Genomic DNA, 23,095 nt, shown 5'->3' on the forward strand with positions numbered 1-23,095 from the left:
AACAAATGAACGAGCATATCTCCTCTGCCTACGACCGCGATCTGGAAGGGATCACCACGCTGATCGTGAAGATGGGTGGCCTTGTCGAAGATGCCATTCGCAAGGCTGCAACCTCTTTGTCGGAACGGGATCTGGAACTGGCCGACCAGGTGCGCAAGGCCGATAAGGCGATTGACGCGCTTGAGGTGCAAATCAACGAAGAAGCCGCACGGGTCATTGCCTTACGTGCGCCAGTGTCAAAGGACCTGCGCGCAGTGCTGACCGTGTTGCGCTTGGCCGCTTCGCTTGAGCGGATCGGTGACTACGCCAAGAACATCGCAAAGCGGACCAGCGTTATTGTCGAAATGAGCCCTGTGAACGGCTCTGACGGTGCGCTGCGCCGAATGGCGCGCGAGGTGGAACAGATGCTCCAGCAGACGCTGGATGCCTATGTGCGCAGCGATGTGGGGCTGGCCGAAGACGTGCGTCAACGCGACCATGAGGTCGATCAGATGTACAACGCGCTGTTCCGCGAGTTTTTGACCTTCATGATGGAAGACCCACGCAACATCACCGCCTGCATGCATCTGCATTTCATGGCCAAGAACATTGAACGTATCGGTGATCTGACCACAAACATGGCCGAACAGGTGATCTACCTTGTGACCGGTGAAATGCCTGACGATGCGCGCCCCAAGGGCGATAAGACATCGTATGTTTCGGACCCGGCTTAAACAATGTCACAGCAGCCTCACGTTCTGATTGTCGAAGACGAGGACGCGCAGCGTGAGGTGCTGGCCTATAACCTTGAGGCCGAAGGCTTCCGCGTCTCGAAAGCCGAAAACGGCGAAGAGGCGCTCTTGATCGTAGATGAGGATGCGCCAGACGTGATCGTCCTTGACTGGATGATGCCCCATCTTTCCGGCATTGAAGTCTGCCGGCGTCTGAAAATCAGGCCGGAGACCAACAAGATACCGATCATCATGCTTTCGGCGCGGTCAGAGGAAATCGACAAGGTGCGCGGTCTGGAAACCGGCGCTGATGATTATGTGGTCAAGCCATACTCGGTTTCAGAACTGATGGCGCGGGTACGGGCGCAGCTGCGTCGCGTGCGGCCAGCGACCGTGGGGCAGGTGCTGACCTATGACGATATCGTTCTCGATGCCGAAAGCCACCGCGTGACACGTGCGGACCAGCCACTCAAGCTTGGTCCAACAGAATTCAGGCTCTTGAGCACTTTTATGGAAAAACCCGGCCGGGTCTGGTCGCGCGATATGTTGCTGGATCGGGTCTGGGGGCGTGATGTCTATGTCGATACGCGCACCGTGGATGTCCATGTGGGACGCTTGCGCAAGGTCTTGACCGAACACGGTGGCAGCGACCCGCTGCGCACTGTCAGAGGCGCGGGCTACGCACTCGGCTAGTGCCTCAATCGCTGTGCCAGGGGCCGTGGGTTCCGTCGCCGCCATCCATCCGTTCAAATCCATGTGCGCCGAAGAAATCGCGCTGACCCTGGATCATGTTTGCGGTGCCGCGCGCGGTGCGCATTGCATCGAAATAGGCAAGCCCTGAGGACAAGGCCGGCACGGCGATCCCGTGCAAGGCGGCCTGCGCCACGACGTGACGCAGGGATTTGTGTGTTTTCTTCAGGATATCAGCAAAGTAGGGCGCCATCATCAGGTTGCGGTCTTCATCCTCTCGCAGGGCGTTTGCCATATCATCGAGCATGGCCGAGCGGATGATGCAGCCTTCGCGCCAGACCTCGGCAATGGCGGGCAGGGGAAGTGTCCAGCCGAAGGCGTCAGAGGCTTTGGCGATCATCTGAAACCCTTGCGCATAACAAAGGATTTTGCCAGCGATCAGGGCTTCTTCGATGCTGTCCTTTGACAGCGTATCGTGGGGAATATGATGCGGGGCCGCGCCGAACAGTGCCTCGCCCTCGGCACGGGCCTGCCGCTGCGATGACAGGTTGCGGGCGACCACGGCGGCTTCGATGGCGGGGATGGCTGCAGCAAGGTGCTGTGCCTCGATCACGGTCCAACGACCGGTGCCTTTCTGCCCGGCGGCATCGACGATCATCTCAAGCATGGGTTTGCCCGAGACCGGATCGGTGGCAGCTGCGACCTTGCCGGAGATTTCAATCAGGTAGCTCCGCAATGCACCTTTGTCCCAGGCAGCGAAAGTATCAGCCACCTTTTGATGATCATATCCCAAGCCGTCACGCATGATGCCGTAGGTTTCGGCAATCATCTGCATGTCGGCATATTCGATCCCGTTGTGGACGGCCTTGACGAAATGGCCAGCGCCAGCCTCACCCATCCATGTCGCACAAGGTTGGCCTTCGTGTTTGGCTGCGATGGCTTTGAGGATATGTGACACGCGATCCCAATATTCGGCCTTGCCGCCGCCCATGATTGAAGGCCCGAACCGTGCGCCTTCTTCGCCTCCAGAGACACCGATCCCGATGAAGGCCAGATCGCCAGCCTCTTTCACGCGGCGGTTGGTGTCGTGGAAGTTGGCGTTGCCTGCGTCGATGATCAGGTCTTCGGGATCAAGCAAGGGACGCAAGGCGGCGATCTGGTCATCGACGGCTTGTCCTGCTGGCACCATCAGGATGATCGCCCGTGGCGAGGCGATTGCGGCGACCAGTTCGCTCAACTCTTCGGTTGGGGTAATTCTTGCGGCCAGATCGCCGGCCTTGTCGTGGAAATCCTTGGTCTTGCTGGTCGTCCGGTTCCAGACGGCAATATCAAAGCCATTGTCTGCGATGTTAAGGGCAAGGGCTGCGCCCATGGTGCCGAGGCCGATCAAGCCAATGTCCGATTTCCGCATCTGTTATCCTGACGTCTTTGGGGTGATGGGGTTGTATCCTCTGGGGCCGGTGATGAAAACGGCAGTGTCATCACGGTGCATGTGCGCAAGTGCAGAGATCAGTTGATCACGTATTGGATGCCGACAAAGCCCACGTAGGCCACCATCATTGCCGTGCCGATGGGGCGGGTCAGCTTGCCGACGACGACCATCCATGCCGCAAAGATGACGGTGACGGCGACCGTGGCCCAAATCTCCATCCCGCCCAGAAGCACCGGATCAACCGAGAGCGGTTTGACCATAGCTGTCAGTCCGATGATCGAGAGAATGTTGAAGGTGTTGGACCCGATGATGTTGCCAAGGATCAGTCCCACAGACTGCCGCCGCGCTGCTGCAATACAGGTTGCCAGTTCAGGCAGCGAAGTCCCGAAGGCGACAACGGTCAGGCCGATCACCGCCTCTGGCACGCCGATTGCGGAGCCGGTCTGCACGGCCCCCTGCACCAGCAGTTCCGACCCGACTGCCAGCGCGACAAGGCCGCCCAGCAGGATCAGGCCTGCCTGCTTCATAGAGGTGATTGCAGGCGCTTCGCACAGGTCGTCTTCATCATCTTCGATCATCAGGCTGTCGGTGCGATACTGATAGAAGACAAAGGCGACCAGAATGGCGAACATGCCCAGACCAAAGAGGCGGGTGAAGCCGTCACTGAGCATCCCGACAACGAGGATGGCTGTCGCCAGCAGCATCATCCCGAGGTCTTTGTAGAGGTGCTTTGCATCCGCAGTGACTTTGAAGACAAAGGCCGTTGCGCCCAGCACAAGCAGGATATTGGCGACGTTCGATCCCAGCACATTACCCAGCGAAATACCGGGATAGCCGGAAAGGTTGGCGTTGATCGAGGCAAAAAGCTCAGGCACGGACGTACCGAAAGAAATGATCGTCGCCCCGATAAAGAGCGGCGAAAGCCCTGTGCGTTCTGCGACGAAGACGGCTGCATCAACCGTCCAGTCACCACCCTTGATCAAAAGAAAAATGCCGAAGGCCATCGCGCCTGCGGCAAGAACGAAAAGATCGTAGCCTGACACCTCAAACACGTGGCGCGTCCTCAGCGGTGCTGGTTTTCATGCAATAGGACGTCATCGTGACGGACGTCGCAAAAGATCGTGCAGGGCAGGGTGGTTGCGTGAGGGTCGCGTTGTCGTGATGCGTCGGTACTGCGGGCATCCTGTCCTCGTTCTTTTGGTCTTGGGCTTGATGTAGGTGTGAATGACCGTCTTTAAAGGTCGGGCGGCAAAAGAAAAAGAGCGGCCCCAACGAGCCGCTCTTGTTGATGCGTCTGAAGTTCTGTCGCTTAGCTTGCAGCGACCTTGGGTCGTGTCATTTGCGCGATGAAATAGAGCGCGATTGCACCACCCACGCCGATAAGATCGGAGACCAGCCCGCCTTCGATCATAAAGAGCGCAACAACGATCAGCATGATACGGATAGGCCACGCGGCGCGATCACCGACCCACCAACCTTGGACACCCGACGACAACATGAAGACGCCAAAGACCGCAGTTGCGCCCGCACGGGTGACTTCGAACCATGTGCCGTCCATCAGGATCGCACTGTTGTAGAAGAACATGAAGGGCACGATGAAGGCCGAAATCCCGATCTTGAACGATGCGACAGAGGTCGCCATTGGGTTGGCCCCTGAAATCCCCGCAGCCGCATAACTGGCCAGCGCCACCGGCGGCGTAATGGCCGAGACCACCGCAAAGTAGAACACAAAGAAATGCGCGGTCAGCATCGGGATGCCAAGTTGCACAAGGCCAGGCGCCACGACCGAAGCGGCAACAGCGTAGGCTGCCGTTGTCGGCATTCCCATGCCCAACAGGATCGCGATACACATCGCAAAGAAGAGCGCCAGCAGTTGGTTGGCTTCGGCGATGTTGAGCAGCACAGATGAGAAGCGTGCGCCAACTCCTGTCAGAGAGATCACACCGACGATGATACCTGCGCAGGCACAGACCGCGATGATCTGGATCGACATGATGCCTGCCAGCTCAAAGGCCTTTGTGACCGAACGAATGCCCATCCGGTAGGGTGTGAACCAGCTCACCACAGCCGCAGAGGCCGTTGCCAGCGTGCCGGCCCGGATCACGGAGTATCCCATGAAGAGTGCGCCGATCAGGATGATGATGGGCAGGAACAAGAACACACGCCGTGCCATGTCGCGGAACTTGGGCAGTTCATCTTCACGCATCCCGCGCATCCCCAGTTTCGCAGCTTCGAAATCCACCATGAAGTAGATCGAGACGAAGTAGAGGATCGCCGGAATGATCGCGGCGATGGCGATATCGGTGTAAGGAATGCCCGTGATCTCGGCCATGATGAAGGCACCAGCCCCCATGATCGGCGGCATGATCTGACCACCGGTCGAAGCCGCAGCCTCCACCGCGCCTGAGGTCGTGGGTTTATAGCCCACGCGTTTCATCAGCGGGATCGTCAGCGACCCTGTAGCAACAACGTTCCCTGCCGATGTGCCATTGATCATCCCCATCAGGCCGGAGGCGAAGATCGCCACTTTGGCAGGACCACCACGGGCGCGACCGGCGGCGGCGAAGGCGAAGTTCACAAAGTAATCGCCAACTTTAGACGCCTGAAGGAAGGCTGCAAAGATGATGAAGAGGATAATATAGGTTGATGACACGGCTGTGGTCGGGCCGAGGATACCGGCGTCAGTATAGACTTGGCTAAAGAAACGCTGCCACGCGATGTCCGGTGCGTTCAGGAAGCCGGGGAGCAGGTCTCCGACGAAGACATAGACCAGAAACACACCTGCGATGATGATCAGGGCCATGCCTGCAACGCGGCGTGTCAGTTCCATGATCAGCATCGTGCCGGCAACAGCCGCGAGGCTCATCCCGATTGGCGCAAATGGTGTCCCTGTGGAGTTGCGCATCAACGTCCCGAAGATCGTGATCAGGTAGATCGCAACGCCGACACCGCAGACACCCAAAAGAATGTCAGCAGGGGCAATTGATCCGCGCACGCGCGGGCGCATCCAGCCGATGACAATCCCGATGATCGTCGCAGCAATCAGGGGATACCCGTAGTGCAGCGTTTCGGCTGTTCTGATCCCTTCGTCGATGCCGTTCCACATCACGCCACCGGCGATCTGGTTGGCAAAACCGATGGCCGTCCAACAGGCATAAAGGGCAGGGAGCATGGCCGCCCATGCGACAAGATCAAGCGGGTGTTTGCCGCCCTTGTCAGTGTCAGGGAATGCGCGGGCAGAATAGAGCAGGAACCCAAGAATCAAGGCACCTGCGATGTGCACGATGCGGAAATTCCAGGTTTCCATAGGGAAAACCGGAAGCAAGGGAATATCGATGCCAGTCCAGCCTTTGATGGACCAGCCATTGAGTGCGGCCATGTGAAACAAAGCATAGAACGCAGAGAACCCTGCAATCAGGTAATAGGCTGTGCCTTCGAAGATGCGGCGGTTATGCTCGACCGGTTCGTCATCTACGCCATCGGCAATCACTGGACCTTCGGTCTGGTCGTCTTTTTGTGTGTCGGTCGTCATCTTTCGTCCTCGCATGCGGCTAGAATACCCTGACGGGCGCAAAGCGTGGTTTCACTTTAGCGGAAAAATTCGGTGCTGTGGGGGCCGCGACGTTTTCGCGCGGCCCCTGCAGTTTGACTCAGGGCTTAGTTGCCATGGATCTGGTCGGCAGGAATGTCAGCACCGGCGTTTTCAACGAACCACTGGGCTGCACCTGGGTGCCATGGCAGAACGCCTGCGTTCTTTGTCCAGTTCTCAGGCAGTGTGGAGCGGGCTGCACGGTGGATGTTCACCATACGCTCGTTGTCGGACATGACGACATCCACGACAGCGTTCACGAAGGAAGCTGGCAGATCGCAGTTGGCGATTGCAAAGTTCCACATGGACACAGACCGTGCATCGCTTTCCAGCGTTGTGTAGGTGTCAGCCGCGATGTCAAATTCCGAAACAGGGAAGGCTGCCATGATCTGGGCCTGCTCTTCTTCGGTGAATTCGATGATGTTCACGTCTGTCTGCACCTCAAGCTGGGAAACAGCAGGCACAGGGACACCGGCCGCAAATGCGATCACGTCAAGCAGTCCATCCTGAAGCTGGCCGCCAAGGTCGGACCAACCGCCGTTGCGGCGCTCGTAGTTCACGCCAAGCTCGTCCATCATACGTGGGAAGTATGTGTCAGATGTCGAACCTGCAGGGCCGAAGCCGATGCGTGCGCCATCAGGGATGTCGGCAATGCTTTCGATGCCGGATGATGCCAGTGCTGTCACCGAGAATGGTGTCTGATACATCGGGAACATCGCACAGGCGTTTGTCATCTGCAGGCCCGGTGCGATCGGGTTGGTGCCGGCGATGGATTCAGCTGCCGGACCCATTGTTGTCATGCCGAACTGCGCATCGCCTGTATGCACAAGCGCCATGTTCTGCATTGGGCCGCCGGTGACTTCGCCGCCGCCTGTCAGGCCGAGCTCTTCGGCGACAAGGTTGGCCCAGCCGGAGCCATAGGCGAAGTATGTGCCACCTTGGGATGCTGTCCCGACGGTGAAACTTTCAGGCCAGCCGGTGCGATCTACATGGCCGTCTGCGAAAGCTGTGGTTGCTGTGAGAGCTGTCGTCGCGATAAACGCTGCGAGTTTCATATGTGGTCCCTCCACTAGAGTTGTCCGATCCCTCCCGGATCGGTGTGTGATCCAGTCACGCTACGTAATCTGGATCGGATGCGCTGTTGGTCCATGATTGGGCCGTGCAAAAACAACAGGCTTTCGCGATTGTTTGCGTTAACAGCTTCAAAAGAATTTCCGGGATGGGTGGAAAAGGGGACAAAGCGGAAATCTGATGTGTCGAAAAGGGAACGTTGACGTCACGCCTCTTCGTCTTGCGCCTTGCTCAGCCCGTATTTCTGCATCTTTTCGTAGAGCGATTTACGCGACAGGCCGAGCGCCTCGTAGGTCTTTTTCAAGCTGCCGCCCTGTGCGGTGAGTGCCGCAGTGATCAGTGATTTTTCATGCTCTGCCATGCGTTCGGCCAGTGTCTGACCGCCGGACTGGGCCGCGTCCGCGGTGTCTGTCGGATCAAGCCCAAGAACAAAACGGTCGGCGGCATTGCGAAGCTCACGGACATTTCCCGGCCAGCTTCGGGTGGCCATGTGGGACAGCACATCCGCTGGCACCTCCGGAAGCGGCTTTGAATAGCGTGCAGCGGCTTGTGCCGCGAGATTGAGAAAGAGCGAAGGAATATCGTCGCGACGTGCTGAAAGCGGTGGCACAGCGACTGTCACCACATTCAGACGATAAAGCAGGTCGGCACGGAAACTGCCTTCTGCCACGGCGTTCTCCAGATCGGTTTTGGCCGCAGCTACGATGCGAATATCGAGGTCCACCGGATCATTGGCCCCAAGTCGGGTGATCTTGCGCTCCTGTATGGCGTGCAGGAGTTTTGCCTGAACGCTGACAGGCAGGCTGTCGATTTCATCGAGGAACACTGTCCCTTGTCTGGCGAATTCGAATTTTCCAAAGCGCGCACGCATGGCACCCGGAAAAGCGCCGGCCTCGTGGCCGAAAAGCTCTGATTCAACCAGATCAACGGGCAGGGCGGCGCAATTGATATGCACGAACGGGTAGGGCGCTCTGGCAGAGAGATCATGCAGCGCCCGTGCTGTCAGGTCCTTGCCAGCGCCGGTCGGGCCAGTGATCAGAACATCGGCATCGGTCGCCGCGATGGCCCTGACTGATTTGCGCAGGCCCACCATCGCATCAGAGCGCCCGATCAGGCGGGCCTCCAGCTTGTCGCGGTTGCCGACCTCGCGTTTCAGGGCGCGGTTCTCGATGGTCAGCCTGCGCTTGTCCAATGCACGTTGGATCGTGCTGACAAGACGTGAGGGGGCGAAGGGCTTTTCGATAAAGTCGTAGGCCCCGTCGCGCATGGACTGGACCGCGAGGTTCACGTCGCCATGACCCGTCACAAGAATGACGGGAAATTCGGGGTCGATCTCAAGCGCTTTGCGCATCAACCAAAGCCCGTCGCGGTCTGGCATCCGGATATCTGTGACAAGCACGCCATCAAAGCCGCGCGCGATTCTTGCGAGGGCCGCCTCGGCGTGATCGAAAATCTCGGCATTGAGGTCGGCAAGCATCAGAGTTTGCGCCGTGGCAAGGCGCAGTTCCTCTTCGTCATCTACAAAAAGGACAGTCTGGGTCATTGTGCGGCGACTTGTTTTGGTTCGGCCGGTCGCAGCACAACCGAGAAGACAGCGCCACCCTCTGGATGGTTTTCAGCGGTGAGCGTTCCACCAAAATCGGAGACAATATTGTAGGAAATGGAGAGCCCAAGACCGAGGCCTTTGCCGGGGGCTTTGGTTGTAAAGAAAGGGTCAAAGATCTGTGTGCTGTGCTCGGCATCGATTCCCGGTCCGGTATCGCGGACCCGCACTGTGGTGCCGGTCACGGTTAAGGTCACATCACGCGTCTTGTGGCCTTCCATCGCATCAAAGGCATTGTTGATCAGATTGACGATGACCTGTTGCAGCCTGACATGGCCGCCTGTGACCCAGATTTCATGCTCTGGCGGCGTGTAGATAATGCGGCCACCCTCAGAGGCCAATCGCATTTCAATCACGCCGAGCGCATCCTGGATCACGGCATTCAGCAGCAGCGGACCCGTTGCCAGCTGTGGTCTGCGGGCAAAGTTGCGCAGATGAGCCGAGATTGTCGCCATGCGGTCAGCCATCTTTGAGATGCGCGCAATGTTATCGCGCGCCTCATCCAGACGGTCCCGATCAAGAAAAGCATTGGCATTGTCAGCATATGATTTGACGGCGGCAAGCGGTTGGTTAAACTCATGGCTTAGGGCGGCAGACATCTGACCAAGGCCGGACAGTTTTCCAGCCTGGATAAGATCGGTCTGTGTCTGCTTGAGGTCGGAGAGGGCGGTTTGCAGGTCTCTTGTCCGTTCCTCGACAGCGGTCTCAAGGCGTCGCTTTGCTTCCTGTTCCTTGGCCCAAGCCTCTGTCTGTCTGGCCTGCCTCAGCAAGAAGGCCAGCAAACCAACCAACCCCAGAACGACGATCAAACCAGCAATGACGAGCGTGTTGAGGGCTTGCAGTGTGACTGGCAAACGTGGTGTCAGCGAGGCCATTGTCCAGTCAAGATCGCTCAGGCGCTGAGAGGTGAGAACATAGCTGCCGTTGGTGTCGCCCTCGAATTCAATCAGTTGCGCATCTTCACCAAGGCGCGTGGTTGTGATCGGCAAAAGATCAATGCGATCAATGGGATACTGCAGGTTCTGCGCGATGACGCGGCGCGTGGCTTCGCTCAGTGGGCGGATGGCCCGGAAGTGCCAGTCAGGACGCGATGACATAAAAACGAAGTCATTGCGGTCCCAGACCATGATTTCACTGTCAGTGCCGCGCCAGATGCTTTCAAACGCTGAAATATTGAATTTAATCGCCAGCACGCCGACGATGCGCTCGCCATCTTCCACGGGTGCCGCGTAGAAATACCCACGCTCACCGGTGGTCGTGCCGTACACCGAGAAGCTGGACAAAAAGCCGTTCAGGGCTTGGGTAAAATAGCTTTGATAGCTGAAATTACGCCCGAGAAAGCTGGCAGGCTCGCGGTAACTTGCCGCGGCGATCGTCCGACCGGTGATGTCCATCAGGTAAACGTCAGAGGCCCTGACGGTTGCCGCTGTCTGACGCAGATCCTCGTTCACAGCGTCTGCAAGGCGCGCGTTCTCAGGCTGCGAAAGCAGTTCCACCAGCGCAGGGCGTTCGGCAATCAGCGCGGGCAGGGGTGCATAACGGTCAAGCGTGGCGCGCAGGCTTTCAACCGCAAGTTTGAGCGGAACCGCGTCACGCTCGGCTTGCTGGCGCATATAGTGCCGTTCAAGTGCGGGAAACGCAGCCGCCGCGACAAGCGCCGACACAGTCGCGAGCGTCGCAATGAGCGCGATGATATGCTTTCGCTTGAACGTCATGGCGCGACTATGCGTGATCGCGGGAATGTTGCACAGTCGAAATTTATCCAAGGCAGCGCTGCAATAGGTTTCGATCTGTCACGTGGGGCGTCGCTGCATTGGCTGAATGTTGCGTCATTTCAGGTTGGTAGGGCGTGGACCGCACCTAAGGCAATTTCGCTAACACGTTTCGTATAATCAGTATTATGTAATATATATGCTGGCTGAACCGCAGATCGTTTGACCTTGATTGACGTCTCTTTTACGACTTTCACAACTGATGACAAAGGCAGCTATGCGCGTTCTTCTGATTTCCACCATGCGCAACGAGGCGCCTTTCATCCTTGAATGGCTGGCCTATCACCAGCACATCGGCGTCACAGATTTCCTGATCTACAGCAATGATTGCGACGACGGCACTGATCTGATGCTGGATCGATTGCAAGCCTTGGGTCATCTTACGCATGAGCGCAATCACTCCGGCGGCAAGAAGTCGGTCCAGTGGCGCGCCTTGACCAAAGCGTTTCGTCATCCGCTCAGACGATCCGCAGATTGGATCTATGTCGCTGATGTGGATGAGTTTCTCAATATTCATGCCGGTGACGGTCAGATTAGCGATCTGATGGCGGCTTGTCCCGACGCCGACGGATTTGCAATTTCATGGCGGATGTTTGGAAACGCTGGCGTGCGCGGGTTCGAAGATCGACCAATCATGGCGCAATTTACCCAAGCGGCACCAGAGACGCTGGTGTGGCCATGGCGCAGTGTGCAGTATAAGTCATTGTTTAAGAACCAGAATGTCTATGAGCGTCTCGGCGTTCATCGCCCGAAACTGGCCGATGGCGAGACAAGTCCGCATTGGGTTGATGGCAATGGCGATATTGATCGCTCCGCTGCGAGCACCTACCAGTTCAGCCAGTCACCCCGATATGGTCTGGCGCAGATCAATCACTACGCCCTTGGGTCCATCGAAAGCTTTCTTGTCAAACAAGCGCGCGGGAAACCGAACCACGACACCGATCCGATTGACCTGAGCTACTGGATCGAGAGAAATTTTGCCTCTGAGGTGGATATGCGTATTTTGCGGCACGGCGCAGCTGTCGATGCGCGTCGTAGCAAACTGATGTCTGATCCGGAGGTTGCCGAACTGCATGACGCCAGTGTCAGGTGGCGTATCAGAAAGGCATCGGAACTGATTGAAAAACAAGAGAGTTTCGACCTGTATTCAACGCTGTTGCAAACACCATCGACACGCCCCCTGCCCCTTGCAGATCAGGAAGCCTTGCTCAATCAACTTGTGATGTTGCGGCGCAAGGCACGGCGAGACAAAGCCCGCGAAAGTGGCAAAACTGCCAATGGCGCGTGACAACTTCAGAAACGCTGACAAAAAGGCGTTTTCTCACCGACCATGCAGTGGTAGCTAAGCGCCATGACGCGCAAGATACTGATCCTCAACGGTCCGAACCTCAACCTGCTGGGCACGCGCCAGCCGGAGGTCTATGGCCGTACGACACTTGCCGATATTGAAGCCATGTGCGCGGCCAAAGCTGCGGATATGGGCGTTGAGGTGACGTGCTATCAGAGCAACCACGAAGGTGCGCTGATTGATCAGATCCATGCTGCACGTGAAGTTTATGACGGGATCGTTCTGAACGCGGGGGCCTATACGCATACCTCTGTGGCCTTAATGGACGCAATCGTGAGCGCGTCGCTACCTGTCGTTGAGTTGCATCTGTCCAATATTCATGCGCGCGAGGCATTCCGGCACAAATCCTTCATCGCTCCGGTTGCCGTCGGTCAGATCTGCGGGTTTGGCGCCGCGGGGTACCCGCTGGCGATGGAGGCATTGGTTTCACATCTTGAGGGGACATCTTGAGCGATCTGGTCACACACCTCAACGCGATGGCGACCGCAAAGACTGTGGAGGCGCTCTGGGCCCTGCACACTGAAAAGATGGCGACTTACGGGTTTGACCGTCTGATTTACGGATTTACCCGAAACGGGACTTCCTCGACTTTCGGCAAACCACAAGATCAGTTGATCCTGTCAACGCAGACCCCCGAATACATGCGTCGCTTCGTGCAGGAAGGCCTTTACTACAATGCGCCGATGTTGCGTTGGGCGCTTGAAAACCAAGGGGCCTGCAGCTGGCGGTGGATGATGGACATGGAACGTGTCGACAATCTGACTGCCGCCGAAAAGAAGGTCTTGGCCTTTAACAAATCAATGGGTGTGACAGCAGGCTACACCATTAGTTTCCTGTCACTGGCCCAACGCATAAAAGGTGCGATTGCGCTGACAGCAAAGGCTGGACTGTCTCAGGACGAGGTTGATGCGATTTGGGGCACGCATGGTGAAGAAATCCTGCTGATGAACAATATCATGCACCTGAAAGTCCTTACCCTGCCCTATGCCGGCGAGCGTCGTCTGACAAAGCGCCAGCGCGAGGTTTTGCAGTGGGTGGGCGACGGCAAGACCACCCAGGACATCGCGATATTGTTGGGACTGACGCCCGCGACTGTTGAAAAGCACCTTCGGCTTGCGCGTGAAGCGTTGGACGTTGATACGACCGCGCAGGCCATCCTGAAAGCGGCTTTGCACAATCAGATGTATGTGGTTGACGCCGACAACTGACCGGTCAGTTGCCCACAAAAAGTTTCCCCAAAATGCAAGAAATTGCAAAATGGTCAGGAATCCCATACTTTCTTGACCCTACGTTATGTGCGAAAGTATAGGTGTTCCGTGAGTGTGGGCTTTAAGCCTTGGAGCGTGGGTACATAACCTTGTGATTGCTGGGCTCTGTGTTGCTCTTCCGGTTTACCGGTGGCCTGGTGCCTTGAAGTTTGCTTCAAGCACCGGCCGACTGGCCATCATCCCCGTCCCGAAAATTGGGGTGCTGGCTTTCTGGCCAGCGTTGTTATTGTCCATAACGGCGCTGGTCGCATTCTCCCTCGAATGAAAAAGGGCGGCTCGCTTTTCGCGAACCGCCCTTAATTCGTTCATCAAGCGTTGACGCTTAGCTGTTCATCTTTGCAACTTCGGCAGCGAAGTCTTCTTCTGCCTTTTCAATGCCTTCGCCAACGGCAAGGCGGGCATAGCCGGTGATTGTGACGCCAGCTTCCTTGGCGGCTTCGCCAACGGTCAGGTCAGGGTTCACAACGAACTGCTGGCTCAGAAGTGTGATTTCGGCCATGTATTTCTTCATACGACCGACGATCATCTTCTCGATGACAGCCTCTGGCTTGCCGCTTTCGCGGGCGATGTCCATCTGGACCTGCTTTTCCTTTTCGACGACTGCCGGGTCGAGGTCATCTTCGGAAAGTGCAGCAGGGTTGGCAGCGGCGATGTGCATCGCAACCTGGCGGCCGAATGCTTCGTTGTCGCCAGACAGTGCGACCAGCACACCGATGTTGCCCATACCGTCAGCAGCAGCGTTGTGGACGTAAGTGACGACCTGCTCGCCTTCGATTGCGGTCATGCGGCGGACCGACATGTTCTCACCGATGACAGCCACGGCGTCTGTGACAGTCTGCTCAACAGTCTTGCCGTTCATCTCAGCGGCCTTCAGACCTTCAAGATCGTTTGTGCCCAGCGCTGTTTGCGCGATACCGGCAACCATTTTCTGGAAGTCGGCATTTTTCGCAACGAAGTCAGTTTCGGAGTTCACTTCAACAGCGATGCCCTTGCCGCCTTCGACAGCAACCGCGACCAGACCTTCTGCGGCCGTGCGGCCGGATTTCTTGGCGGCCTTTGCCAGACCTTTGGTGCGCAGCCAGTCAACTGCAGCTTCCATGTCGCCATCGTTTTCGGTCAATGCCTTTTTGGCATCCATCATGCCTGCGCCTGTGCTGTCGCGCAGTTCTTTCACCATTGCAGCGGTGATTGCCATCGTACTTCTCCTTAAGAGGAATTCATCCAAAGCGGGCGGGGCCGTGACCCCTGCCCTGTCAGATCGGGTTGCGCTTACTGAGCGGCCGCTTCTTCAGCGACGACTTCTTCAGCGAGCTCTTCCATAGCGCCCATGTCGACACCGGCAGCACCAAGCTGTGCTGTCATACCGTCGAGAGCAGCGCGTGCGGCCAGATCGGTATAAAGCGCGATCGCGCGTGCCGCGTCGTCGTTGCCCGGGATCACATAGTCCACACCCTCTGGCGAGCAGTTGGTATCGACAACAGCAACAACCGGAATGCCCAGCTTGTTCGCTTCGGCAATGGCGAGGTCTTCTTTGTTGACGTCGATGACGAACAGAAGATCAGGCACGCCACCCATTTCACGGATCCCGCCAAGAGACGCTTGCAGTTTGCCCTGCTCGCGTTCCATGCCCAGACGCTCTTTCTTGGTCAGGCCTGTGAAGCCGGTTTCTGCAGCCTCGTCGATTGCCTTGAGGCGGTTGATCGACTGGGAAACAGTCTGCCAGTTGGTCAGCGTGCCGCCGAGCCAGCGGTGATTCATGTAGAACTGCGCGGATTTCTCAGCCGCTTCCATGATCGGCTTGGACGCCTGACGCTTTGTGCCGACGAACAGAACACGGCCGCCTTTGGCGACGGTGTCACGGATGACCTGCAGCGCCTGATCCAGCATTGGAACAGTCTGTGTGAGGTCCATGATGTGGATGCCGTTGCGCGAACCGTAGATGTACTTGTCCATCTTCGGGTTCCAGCGGGCGGTCTGGTGACCGAAGTGTACGCCTGCTTCGAGCAGCTGACGCATGGTGAACTCGGGAAGAGCCATGTCGTTTTCCTTTTCCGGTTTCAAGCCTCAGCGGGGGATCAGCATTTGCCAACCGGTGGATCCTTTGGGATGTCTCCCCATCGGACCCGCCCCCGCCTGCGGGATTAAGTGCGCGCCTCTTAGCGGGCGTGACCGCCGGTTGCAAGCCTCAGGATGCCTCCGGCGGGAGTTTTTTGGCCAAGATGAAGGATGGCTCAGAGAAAGACGCGCTCGACAAACCAGTAGGCCCCGACAAAGGCGATTGCCAGTGACGCGGGCACTGCCACGATCCGGCGGTAGGCATCCACCTGATCGCGCATCTGGATGGCCACCATGCAAAGCGCAAAGAGCGCGGCCAAAGGCGCACCGAAGACCCAGACCGGGTTTTCGAGAACCTGCACCAGACCGGCGGGATTGAGAACGCTGAGCGCAATCGCGCTGACGAGCAAAAAGAGGTAGATCGCAAACCCGCGGCCAACCTCGTTTTCACCGCGGTCAATCCGCAGTGCCTGCCAGACGCAGAGGAAGACGATTGCGATGACAAAGAGTTGGCCGACTTCGACGCCAACATTAAAGCCTATGAGCGCAGGAATGAACGACCCTTCCGGCAAGCCGAACTCACCCAGCACCGAGGCAAAGCCCAGACCGTGCAGCAACCCGAAGCCAAAAATGATGAAGGGCCGCCATCTGCTGATGCTGTCAGCCCAGAGATTTTCGACGGCGACAAAGACAATCGAAGCCGCGATCAGGGGTTCAACGATGTTCCCGGGCAAGTTCACATAGCCAAGGGCTGCCAGTGCCAGCGTGATCGTGTGTGCGACCGTGAAAAGCGAGATTTGCAGGATCAGTGGCCGCGCCCTTGCTGCAAGGAAAAAGAGGGCCAGCACAAAGAGGATATGATCAAGCCCCTTCGGAACGATGTGATCAAAACCGACAGGGATGTAGTTGAGAAAGCTTTCCATGGCTGAGGCCTGCCCACCGCCTGCCAGATCAATCGGATCGGACAAGGCGCCACCTTCCAGATACCCGTCATAGGGGGCTGGCACGTCCATCTGGCGCAAGACCAGCACGCCATATGCAGGTGTCCAGCCCATCTGGAGCGTCTCACTGCCCGCAGGCAGATCGGCGGTGAAGGTGAATGTGGATGTGCGGACTAGCTCTACATCGCCCACGGCAGGCACCGACACTGTTTGCAGGACCGGTGTCAGCGGTTCACCGTCCACCAGAAGCGTGATGTTGTCTGCCATATCCGGCCAGAAGGCGCGAAACTGCGCGGCAAGCGCATCCGGCGAGAGCGCGCGCAGGTCGTCGTAGGTGGCCGCCTGCGGGCTTTCATTCGTGTCAGAGGTTTCGGCAAGATCGACACCGGCGACAAAGCTTTCCAGACTGGACCGGATTTCAAACGTGACCTGATCGGGTGTGCTTGTCATATCTGCAATGGCTGGCAGGACCTCATGCGCCTGAGCCATTGACGCCAGCGTGATCCATGCCAGCAGAATGCTTGACAACATCCTTGTGCATGACACTTTGGCCGTATTCAGAAAGGAATGTCCCATGCGTTTTCTCGCCCTCGTCTTGTCACTTCTGGCGACCCCTGCTCTTGCTCACGAGTTCTGGATCGAGCCGGTGGACTACCAAATTCCGGCGGACGGTACGCTTGAGGCGCATCTTGTCAATGGCGAAGAATTCTTCGGCAGCAAGATTCCATTCCTGCCGCAGCGCTTTGCCAATTTTGTGCTGTTTGCTGGCGATGAGGCCGTGCGCGTGCGAGGCCGTCCTGGCGACTCGCCCGCGATGGCGATGGAACCGCTGAACGAGGGTCTGCATATTGCAGCCTACGAATCCAACAACGCGACCGTCGACTACGAGAACTGGGAAAAGTTCCAGCGGTTCGTCGATCACAAGGACTTCGGTGATATACTGAGTGTGCACCAAGCGCGCGGTCTTCCGCTTGAGAATTTCGGCGAGCTTTACTCACGTTATGCCAAGGCCCTGTTTGCGGTTGGTGATGGCGCTGGCGCTGACCGGCGGGTCGGACTTGAAACCGAAATCGTGGCCCTGACCAATCCCTACATTGATGATCTGACCGACGGGATGGTGGTGCAGGTCTATTACCGCAACGACGTCAGGGCCGATGTACAGCTTGAAGTCTTCGAAAAGGACGCAAATGGCGGGGTGACGATCAGTCTTTACCGGACGGATGCTGACGGGATCGGGTCGTTTCCCGTCAAGCCGGGCCACCGTTATATGGTTGACGCGGTCGTCCTGCGCGAGCCTGCAGCGCAAGCGGCTGAGGCCACAGGAACCGTTTGGGAAACCCTTTGGGCAAACCTGACATTTGCTGTCCCAGAGTAAAGGTTGCCTTGTAGCGCGCCTTGCGCCAAGAGCCGTTCCATGACGACATCACCTGACATCCTTTGCATCGGCTCGGTTCTGTGGGACATCATCGGGCGCACGGCCAGCCATATGCGCGTGGGCTCAGATGTCCCTGGCCGCATTACGCGCCTGCCCGGTGGTGTCGCGATGAACATCGCCATGACACTGCGCCGCTTTGACATGACCCCTGCCCTGCTGACCGCGATCGGGCGCGACGCCGAAGGCGAAGAGCTGATCAGCGAAGCGGAACGGATGGGCATGCATTGCGCGGGCATCTACCGCTCGGACGATTTGCCGACTGACGTCTATATGGCGGTCGAAGGGGCAAATGGCCTGATTGCCGCTATCGCTGACGCGCATTCGCTTGAGGCGGCTGGCGAAAAAATCCTGCGGCCGCTGGCTGACGGGCGACTGGGCAGCGAGGACACCCCATATCAGGGCCTCATTGCGCTTGACGGAAACTTGACCGAGGAGCTTTTGCAGAAGATCGCTGGATCGCCGCTCTTTCGTGCGGCGGATTTGCGCGTGGCGCCTGCCTCCCCCGGTAAGGCCGAACGCTTGCTGGCGCTTCTGGGGCATCCTTCTGCGACGCTTTATGTGAACCTCGAAGAGGCCGGACTGCTCTGTCAGCAACAGTTCGACGCAGCACCTGATGCCGCGGAAGCCTTGGTCGCCAGAGGTGCGCATCGTGTGCTGGTCACAGATGGTGGTCGGCTCGCGGCAGAATGCACCGCAGGTGATCTGATCACAGCGACACCGCCCGAAGTGATGGTGACGCGTATCACCGGAGCCGGTGACACGTTCATGGCCGCCCATATCGCGTCAGAGGCGCAAGGGTTGGCCCGGCAAGAGGCACTGGTCCGCGCACTCCGCGCGGCCGCGACATATGTATCCGGAGAGACCCCGTTTTGATCCCACTCCACTTCAGCAGCGAGGTCGCGAAAGCACGCGAAACAGGCACGGCGATCATCGCCCTTGAAAGCACGATCATCACGCATGGGATGCCGTTTCCGCAGAATGTCGAAACGGCACGGCTTGTCGAAGCGGACGTACGTGCGTCTGGTGCTGTTCCCGCCACAATTGCCGTGATGGACGGCAAGCTGCATATCGGGCTAGAGGACGCGGAACTCGACATGCTGGGACAGGCCGAAGGTGTCGCCAAGCTATCACGCGCAGATATTGCGGCGTGTATTGCCAGTGGCCGCACCGGTGCAACGACGGTGGCCGCAACAATGATCGCAGCACATCTTGCGGGGATCTCTGTCTTTGCGACGGGCGGGATCGGTGGCGTGCATCGCGGCGCTGAAACGAGTTTCGATATTTCGGCGGACTTGCATGAACTGGCCCAAACACCCGTCACAGTCGTTGCCGCAGGGGCGAAAGCCATTCTTGATTTGCCAAAGACCTTTGAGGTTCTTGAGACCTTGGGTGTGCCAGTGATCGCGTTCGGGCAGGACATGTTGCCTGCCTTCTGGTCAGCCACCTCTGACCTGCCTGCGCCTTTGCGGATGGATGATGCAGAGGACATCGCCAAGGCGTTCCGGACCCGTCAGGCGATGGGTCTGCAAGGCGGGCAACTGGTCACTAACCCGATCCCGAAAAACGCGGAAATTCCCTCAGATGTTCTGGCCCCGATCATCGCGCAGGCCCTGCAAGAGGCCGATGATGCAAAGATCAGCGCAAAAGCGGTGACGCCTTTTCTTCTGGGGCGCATTTTCGAATTGACCGAGGGCCGGTCCTTGGATGCCAATATCGCATTGGTGCGCAATAATGCGCGTCTGGCGGCGCAAATCGCTGTTGCTTTAAGCAAATCATAGGGTTGAGGTCTGGCTTTGTCTTGCCGATCACTTGGCAAGCGCATAGATACGTCAGGACGACGATTGGACTATCCCCATGACAAAGCAGCCCGCAGACGACCATAAACCGCGCAAGCCGGGCATTCTGTCACGTTTGCGGAGCAACTTCCTTGCCGGATTGATCATCGTCGCGCCTATCGGGCTGACGGTCTGGCTGATCTGGACCGTTGTGGGTTGGGTCGATAGCTGGGTCTGGCCATTTGTCCCGCAAGCCTATCACCCTGAAGAACTGATCAACCGCTTGCTTGGGCGTGAACCGGGGAACGAAATTACGGTCAACGTCCGTGGCGTCGGTGTCTTTGTTTTCCTGTTCTTTACCGTGGTTGTGGGTTGGATGGGCAAAGGGCTGATTGGCCGCTCGTTTCTGGCCTGGGGCGAACGCTGGGTGGATCGCACCCCTGTTGTCCGGTCGGTCTATAATGCTGTCAAACAGATCGCAGAGACAGTCTTTTCCCAGCGGGAGACATCATTCGACAAGGCGTGTCTTGTTGAATACCCCCGACGCGGCATCTGGGCGATTGCCTTTATCTCGACCAATGCCAAAGGCGAGATAGATGCGAAGCTGAACGACGGTGAACCGGTGGTGACCGTGTTCCTGCCCACGACACCTAACCCCACATCGGGGTTTCTTCTGTTCTTGCCTGCGCGGGACGTCAAACCGCTTGATATGACGGTTGAGGATGCCGCAAAGCTCGTGATCTCTGCCGGGTTGGTCTATCCAAATGGCAAAGACAAAAACGGTGTTACCGTCACCAATCCCGCTGGCTGATCCATGCTGATCCCTGCCCTCACGGGGTTCGCAACAAGTGCGGCCTTCATTCTTGCAATCGGACCTCAGAACACCTTCATCCTGCGACAAGGGCTGGCGCGGTCCCATGTGTTCTGGCTGTGCCTTTTCTGCTCGGTTTCTGATTTTATCCTGATTGCGGCCGGGGTCGCAGGCTTTGGCATCATGGTGGAGCAGTTTCCGTCACTGCCGCTGATCATGACACTTGCAGGTGCGGCGTTTCTGGTGGCCTACGGTGCAATGCGGTTCGTTGCGGCTTACAGAAACGACTATGAAATGGAGCTGACCGGCGCACCGGTGGGCCTATGGACAGCCATCGCCACCTGTGCTGCCTTCACTTGGCTGAACCCGCATGTCTATCTGGATACCCTTGTCCTTATGGGGGCCATTTCAACAGAATATGCAGGCATTGCCGCCAAGACCGCCTTTGCCCTTGGCGCAAGTGCGGCCTCGTTTCTGTTCTTTTTCAGTCTGGGGTATGGCGCGCGCCTTCTTGCCCCGATCATGCAATCTGCAAGGGCGTGGCGGAATCTGGATATCCTTATCGGCCTGACCATGTGGGCGCTGGCCGCGAAGCTGATCAGTTAAACATATCCGTCAGGTTCACGGTGCTGCGCTTGCCGAGGTCTGATTTGTGATTGGCAAGGAAAGTATCCGCGGCCTCATACCCTGCGGCCTTCAGCCGCGCGATCACAAGCGGCGTAGGAATGGTTTTGGTTGCCACATTCAGTGCATTCATCAAAGGATCATCCGCGATCATGTGAACCAGGACATCCTTCATGGAACCGCGTTGGATTTTCCCATCCGCAATCAGACGTTTGACAAACTCAATCGCCCGCAGTTCACGCAGGAGCGAGCTGTTGAAGCTGATTTCGTTCACACGGTTGGCGATTGACTGGCTGTCAGTCGGCACATCCTCGCGATAGAGCGGATTGATATTCACGATAAGAATGTCGTCAGGCAGTTCGCTCGCAAAAAGCGGGAAAAGCGCAGGGTTGCCGGTATACCCACCATCCCAGAACGCCTCGCGCTTGCCAGTACGGGGGTCTTCGAATTCGACGGCCTGAAAAAGGCTCGGCAGGCAAGCGGACGCCAGAATGACGTTCGGCTGGATTTCGTCGCCTGTGAAAACGCGGATCTTGCCGCTGCGGACATTCGTGGCACAGATATGCAGGTCCGGGCCGCCGGTGGCACAGACGGAGTCGTAGTGAAAGCGGGCCACGATCTTTTCCAGCGGGTTCTTCATGGCCGGACCATAGACGTAAGGTGAGAACATCCGCGTCATCATCTCAAAGCCGGTATAGGCTGGCGAATACTTCATCGCCTTTGCCAGAAAATCCGCCGTTGGGGATGCCGCATCGAGCCAGGCAGACAAGGACGGGTCGGTGATTGCGCCGACCTGCTCCCAAAGCCATCTGAGGTTTTCAATTGCGCCCTCTCGACCGCCTTCGACCCAGCCAGACTTCAGCGCCGCCGCATTCAGGGCCCCAGCAGAGGTCCCCGAAATCGCGGCGAAACTGATATCCTCGTCCTGCAACAGACGTTCGAGCACGCCCCATGTAAAGGCCCCATGTGCGCCGCCGCCCTGTAGTGCCAGATTGATCTGCTTTTTCATGCGATTAAAGGGCGGTCCATCCACCATCTACACTGATTGTCGTTCCGGTGACCTGCGCGGCCGCCTCTGAGCAAAGGTAAACGGCTGTCCCGCCCAATTGTTCCACGGTCGCGAATTCTTTTGAGGGCTGGCGCTGCAGCATCACCTGCTCGATCACGTCCTCACGGGACATGTTGTATTCTTTCATGGTGTCTGGGATCTGGGATTCTACCAGCGGTGTCAGGACATATCCGGGGCAGATCGCATTGCAGGTGATGGGATCACGTGCCGTTTCAAGGCCGATTGTCTTGGTCAGCCCAACGATGCCATGTTTCGCAGCCACATAAGCCGATTTGTAGGGCGAGGCCGTCAGGCCATGTGCAGATGCGATATTGATGATCCTGCCGTAGCCGCGCTCACGCATCCCAGAGACCGACGCGGCAATCGTGTGGAACGCCGATGTCAGGTTAATTGCGATGATGGCGTCCCACTTCTCGGTAGGAAAATCCTGCACTGGTGCGACATGCTGGATGCCTGCGTTGTTGATCAGGATATCGCAAACGCCTGCTTCTTCGATCAGGCGGCGGCAGTCTTCGCCTTTTGACATATCCGCCTGCACGTATTTCGCATCAACACCCGTCTCTTTTGCGATTTCGGCGGCGATGGCGTGATCCTCTTCGCGGTCGGTGAAAGAGTTCAGGACCACATTTGCTCCGGCTTTTGCCAATTCTCGCGCAACACCAAGCCCGATGCCTGAGTTTGATCCGGTAACTACTGCGGTTTTCCCTGCTAACGTCATTCTGTCATGCTCCGATTCGCTTGCTTTGGTGACAACTTATATGCTGCACCTGCAAAAGCCACCGCACCCAAGAAAAACACGAAAAAAAACGCCCGCACGAAGCGGGCGTAAAGTTATTGAGGCAGGTTTCATACAGGCAAGAAACCTATCGAGCAGTGCCTTCTTTATAAGCAATTGGTTGCCA

Annotated in this window: 21 protein-coding genes; 10 read left to right on the forward strand and 11 right to left on the reverse strand. The window is 57.6% G+C overall.

The window, feature by feature from the left end; all coding sequences use genetic code 11:
* The first annotated feature begins 5 nt into the window (after positions 1–5).
* Both phoU and phoB read left to right on the forward strand, forming a co-directional pair.
* Entirely contained in the window at positions 6–713 is a 708-nt protein-coding gene (gene phoU / locus BM316_RS05925; RefSeq protein ID WP_090205193.1) for a phosphate signaling complex protein PhoU, read from the forward strand.
* A gap of 3 nt (positions 714–716) precedes the next feature.
* Complete coding sequence (gene phoB, locus BM316_RS05930) at positions 717–1,403, forward strand: phosphate regulon transcriptional regulator PhoB (RefSeq protein WP_090205196.1); 687 nt, start codon at positions 717–719, stop codon at positions 1,401–1,403.
* Positions 1,404–1,407: 4 nt separating this feature from the next.
* Here phoB and gnd read toward each other — a convergent pair whose 3' ends face one another.
* From gnd to BM316_RS05960, 6 genes are all read right to left on the reverse strand, one after another.
* The gene (gene gnd / locus BM316_RS05935) at positions 1,408–2,811 is read right to left on the reverse strand and encodes an NADP-dependent phosphogluconate dehydrogenase (protein ID WP_090205199.1); all 1,404 of its coding nucleotides are present in this window, start codon (positions 2,809–2,811) and stop codon (positions 1,408–1,410) included.
* A gap of 98 nt (positions 2,812–2,909) precedes the next feature.
* Positions 2,910–3,884: a calcium/sodium antiporter gene (locus BM316_RS05940; protein WP_090205202.1), complete on the reverse strand. Its 975-nt coding sequence runs from the start codon at positions 3,882–3,884 to the stop codon at positions 2,910–2,912.
* Positions 3,885–4,141: 257 nt separating this feature from the next.
* Positions 4,142–6,364: a TRAP transporter permease gene (locus BM316_RS05945; RefSeq protein ID WP_090205204.1), complete on the reverse strand. Its 2,223-nt coding sequence runs from the start codon at positions 6,362–6,364 to the stop codon at positions 4,142–4,144.
* 125 nt (positions 6,365–6,489) lie between these two features.
* A complete protein-coding gene (locus tag BM316_RS05950; protein ID WP_090205206.1) occupies positions 6,490–7,476 on the reverse strand; it encodes a TAXI family TRAP transporter solute-binding subunit in 987 nt (328 codons plus the stop codon).
* Between the two features lie 221 nt (positions 7,477–7,697).
* On the reverse strand, positions 7,698–9,035 hold the full coding sequence (locus BM316_RS05955) for a sigma-54-dependent transcriptional regulator (protein ID WP_090205209.1): 1,338 nt from the start codon (positions 9,033–9,035) through the stop codon (positions 7,698–7,700).
* The gene (locus BM316_RS05960) at positions 9,032–10,861 is read right to left on the reverse strand and encodes a sensor histidine kinase (protein WP_242649778.1); all 1,830 of its coding nucleotides are present in this window, start codon (positions 10,859–10,861) and stop codon (positions 9,032–9,034) included. The genes BM316_RS05955 and BM316_RS05960 overlap by 4 nt, the downstream gene beginning before the upstream one ends.
* 208 nt (positions 10,862–11,069) lie before the next feature.
* Here BM316_RS05960 and BM316_RS05965 point away from each other — a divergent pair, with 208 nt between their 5' ends.
* The 3 genes from BM316_RS05965 to BM316_RS05975 all read left to right on the forward strand — a co-directional run bounded on the left by BM316_RS05965 (position 11,070) and on the right by BM316_RS05975 (position 13,423).
* On the forward strand, positions 11,070–12,155 hold the full coding sequence (locus BM316_RS05965) for a glycosyltransferase family 2 protein (RefSeq protein WP_090205214.1): 1,086 nt from the start codon (positions 11,070–11,072) through the stop codon (positions 12,153–12,155).
* Positions 12,156–12,218: 63 nt separating this feature from the next.
* A complete protein-coding gene (gene aroQ, locus BM316_RS05970) occupies positions 12,219–12,665 on the forward strand; it encodes a type II 3-dehydroquinate dehydratase (RefSeq protein WP_090205217.1) in 447 nt (148 codons plus the stop codon).
* Positions 12,666–12,691: 26 nt separating this feature from the next.
* Positions 12,692–13,423: an autoinducer binding domain-containing protein gene (locus tag BM316_RS05975; protein ID WP_090207624.1), complete on the forward strand. Its 732-nt coding sequence runs from the start codon at positions 12,692–12,694 to the stop codon at positions 13,421–13,423.
* 382 nt (positions 13,424–13,805) lie between these two features.
* Here BM316_RS05975 and tsf read toward each other — a convergent pair whose 3' ends face one another.
* The 3 genes from tsf to BM316_RS05995 form a co-directional block, all read right to left on the reverse strand.
* Complete coding sequence (gene tsf / locus BM316_RS05985; RefSeq protein WP_090205223.1) at positions 13,806–14,678, reverse strand: translation elongation factor Ts; 873 nt, start codon at positions 14,676–14,678, stop codon at positions 13,806–13,808.
* 74 nt (positions 14,679–14,752) lie between these two features.
* A complete protein-coding gene (rpsB, locus tag BM316_RS05990) occupies positions 14,753–15,520 on the reverse strand; it encodes a 30S ribosomal protein S2 (RefSeq protein WP_090207627.1) in 768 nt (255 codons plus the stop codon).
* A 194-nt stretch (positions 15,521–15,714) separates the two neighbouring features.
* On the reverse strand, positions 15,715–17,010 hold the full coding sequence (locus tag BM316_RS05995) for a HupE/UreJ family protein (protein ID WP_090205226.1): 1,296 nt from the start codon (positions 17,008–17,010) through the stop codon (positions 15,715–15,717).
* Between the two features lie 43 nt (positions 17,011–17,053).
* Between BM316_RS05995 and BM316_RS06000 the strand changes: the two genes are divergently transcribed.
* From BM316_RS06000 to BM316_RS06020, 5 genes are all read left to right on the forward strand, one after another.
* Positions 17,054–17,854: a DUF4198 domain-containing protein gene (locus BM316_RS06000; RefSeq protein WP_090207630.1), complete on the forward strand. Its 801-nt coding sequence runs from the start codon at positions 17,054–17,056 to the stop codon at positions 17,852–17,854.
* Positions 17,855–17,893: 39 nt separating this feature from the next.
* Positions 17,894–18,787 carry a PfkB family carbohydrate kinase gene (locus BM316_RS06005; protein ID WP_090205228.1) on the forward strand — a complete coding sequence of 298 codons (894 nt, stop codon included), beginning with the start codon at positions 17,894–17,896 and terminating at the stop codon, positions 18,785–18,787.
* Complete coding sequence (locus BM316_RS06010; RefSeq protein WP_090205231.1) at positions 18,784–19,692, forward strand: pseudouridine-5'-phosphate glycosidase; 909 nt, start codon at positions 18,784–18,786, stop codon at positions 19,690–19,692. The genes BM316_RS06005 and BM316_RS06010 overlap by 4 nt, the downstream gene beginning before the upstream one ends.
* A gap of 76 nt (positions 19,693–19,768) precedes the next feature.
* The gene (locus tag BM316_RS06015) at positions 19,769–20,500 is read left to right on the forward strand and encodes a DUF502 domain-containing protein (RefSeq protein ID WP_090205234.1); all 732 of its coding nucleotides are present in this window, start codon (positions 19,769–19,771) and stop codon (positions 20,498–20,500) included.
* Positions 20,501–20,503: 3 nt separating this feature from the next.
* Complete coding sequence (locus BM316_RS06020) at positions 20,504–21,106, forward strand: LysE/ArgO family amino acid transporter (RefSeq protein ID WP_090205237.1); 603 nt, start codon at positions 20,504–20,506, stop codon at positions 21,104–21,106.
* Here the strand turns inward: BM316_RS06020 and BM316_RS06025 are convergent.
* Both BM316_RS06025 and BM316_RS06030 read right to left on the reverse strand, forming a co-directional pair.
* On the reverse strand, positions 21,099–22,133 hold the full coding sequence (locus tag BM316_RS06025; RefSeq protein WP_090205239.1) for a patatin-like phospholipase family protein: 1,035 nt from the start codon (positions 22,131–22,133) through the stop codon (positions 21,099–21,101). The two genes, BM316_RS06020 and BM316_RS06025, sit on opposite strands and share 8 nt — an antisense overlap.
* A gap of 4 nt (positions 22,134–22,137) precedes the next feature.
* Positions 22,138–22,911: a 3-hydroxybutyrate dehydrogenase gene (locus BM316_RS06030; protein ID WP_090205242.1), complete on the reverse strand. Its 774-nt coding sequence runs from the start codon at positions 22,909–22,911 to the stop codon at positions 22,138–22,140.
* Positions 22,912–23,095 lie beyond the last annotated feature (184 nt).

The sequence above is a fragment of the Yoonia litorea genome (assembly GCF_900114675.1).
Lineage (GTDB): Bacteria > Pseudomonadota > Alphaproteobacteria > Rhodobacterales > Rhodobacteraceae > Yoonia > Yoonia litorea.

Excerpts from the sequence above, each read along its gene's own strand:
- BM316_RS06030 (WP_090205242.1), bottom strand. The coding sequence starts at position 22,911 with ATGACGTTAGCAGGGAAAACCGCAGTAGTTACCGGATCAAACTCAGGC.
- phoU (WP_090205193.1), top strand. The coding sequence starts at position 6 with ATGAACGAGCATATCTCCTCTGCCTACGACCGCGATCTGGAAGGGATC.
- BM316_RS06025 (WP_090205239.1), bottom strand. The coding sequence starts at position 22,133 with ATGAAAAAGCAGATCAATCTGGCACTACAGGGCGGCGGCGCACATGGG.
- BM316_RS05975 (WP_090207624.1), top strand. The coding sequence starts at position 12,692 with ATGGCGACCGCAAAGACTGTGGAGGCGCTCTGGGCCCTGCACACTGAA.
- BM316_RS05945 (WP_090205204.1), bottom strand. The coding sequence starts at position 6,364 with ATGACGACCGACACACAAAAAGACGACCAGACCGAAGGTCCAGTGATT.
- rpsB (WP_090207627.1), bottom strand. The coding sequence starts at position 15,520 with ATGGCTCTTCCCGAGTTCACCATGCGTCAGCTGCTCGAAGCAGGCGTA.
- BM316_RS06015 (WP_090205234.1), top strand. The coding sequence starts at position 19,769 with ATGACAAAGCAGCCCGCAGACGACCATAAACCGCGCAAGCCGGGCATT.
- phoB (WP_090205196.1), top strand. The coding sequence starts at position 717 with ATGTCACAGCAGCCTCACGTTCTGATTGTCGAAGACGAGGACGCGCAG.
- BM316_RS05995 (WP_090205226.1), bottom strand. The coding sequence starts at position 17,010 with ATGTTGTCAAGCATTCTGCTGGCATGGATCACGCTGGCGTCAATGGCT.
- tsf (WP_090205223.1), bottom strand. The coding sequence starts at position 14,678 with ATGGCAATCACCGCTGCAATGGTGAAAGAACTGCGCGACAGCACAGGC.
- gnd (WP_090205199.1), bottom strand. The coding sequence starts at position 2,811 with ATGCGGAAATCGGACATTGGCTTGATCGGCCTCGGCACCATGGGCGCA.
- aroQ (WP_090205217.1), top strand. The coding sequence starts at position 12,219 with ATGACGCGCAAGATACTGATCCTCAACGGTCCGAACCTCAACCTGCTG.
- BM316_RS06020 (WP_090205237.1), top strand. The coding sequence starts at position 20,504 with ATGCTGATCCCTGCCCTCACGGGGTTCGCAACAAGTGCGGCCTTCATT.
- BM316_RS06005 (WP_090205228.1), top strand. The coding sequence starts at position 17,894 with ATGACGACATCACCTGACATCCTTTGCATCGGCTCGGTTCTGTGGGAC.
- BM316_RS06000 (WP_090207630.1), top strand. The coding sequence starts at position 17,054 with ATGCGTTTTCTCGCCCTCGTCTTGTCACTTCTGGCGACCCCTGCTCTT.
- BM316_RS05950 (WP_090205206.1), bottom strand. The coding sequence starts at position 7,476 with ATGAAACTCGCAGCGTTTATCGCGACGACAGCTCTCACAGCAACCACA.
- BM316_RS05955 (WP_090205209.1), bottom strand. The coding sequence starts at position 9,035 with ATGACCCAGACTGTCCTTTTTGTAGATGACGAAGAGGAACTGCGCCTT.
- BM316_RS05965 (WP_090205214.1), top strand. The coding sequence starts at position 11,070 with ATGACAAAGGCAGCTATGCGCGTTCTTCTGATTTCCACCATGCGCAAC.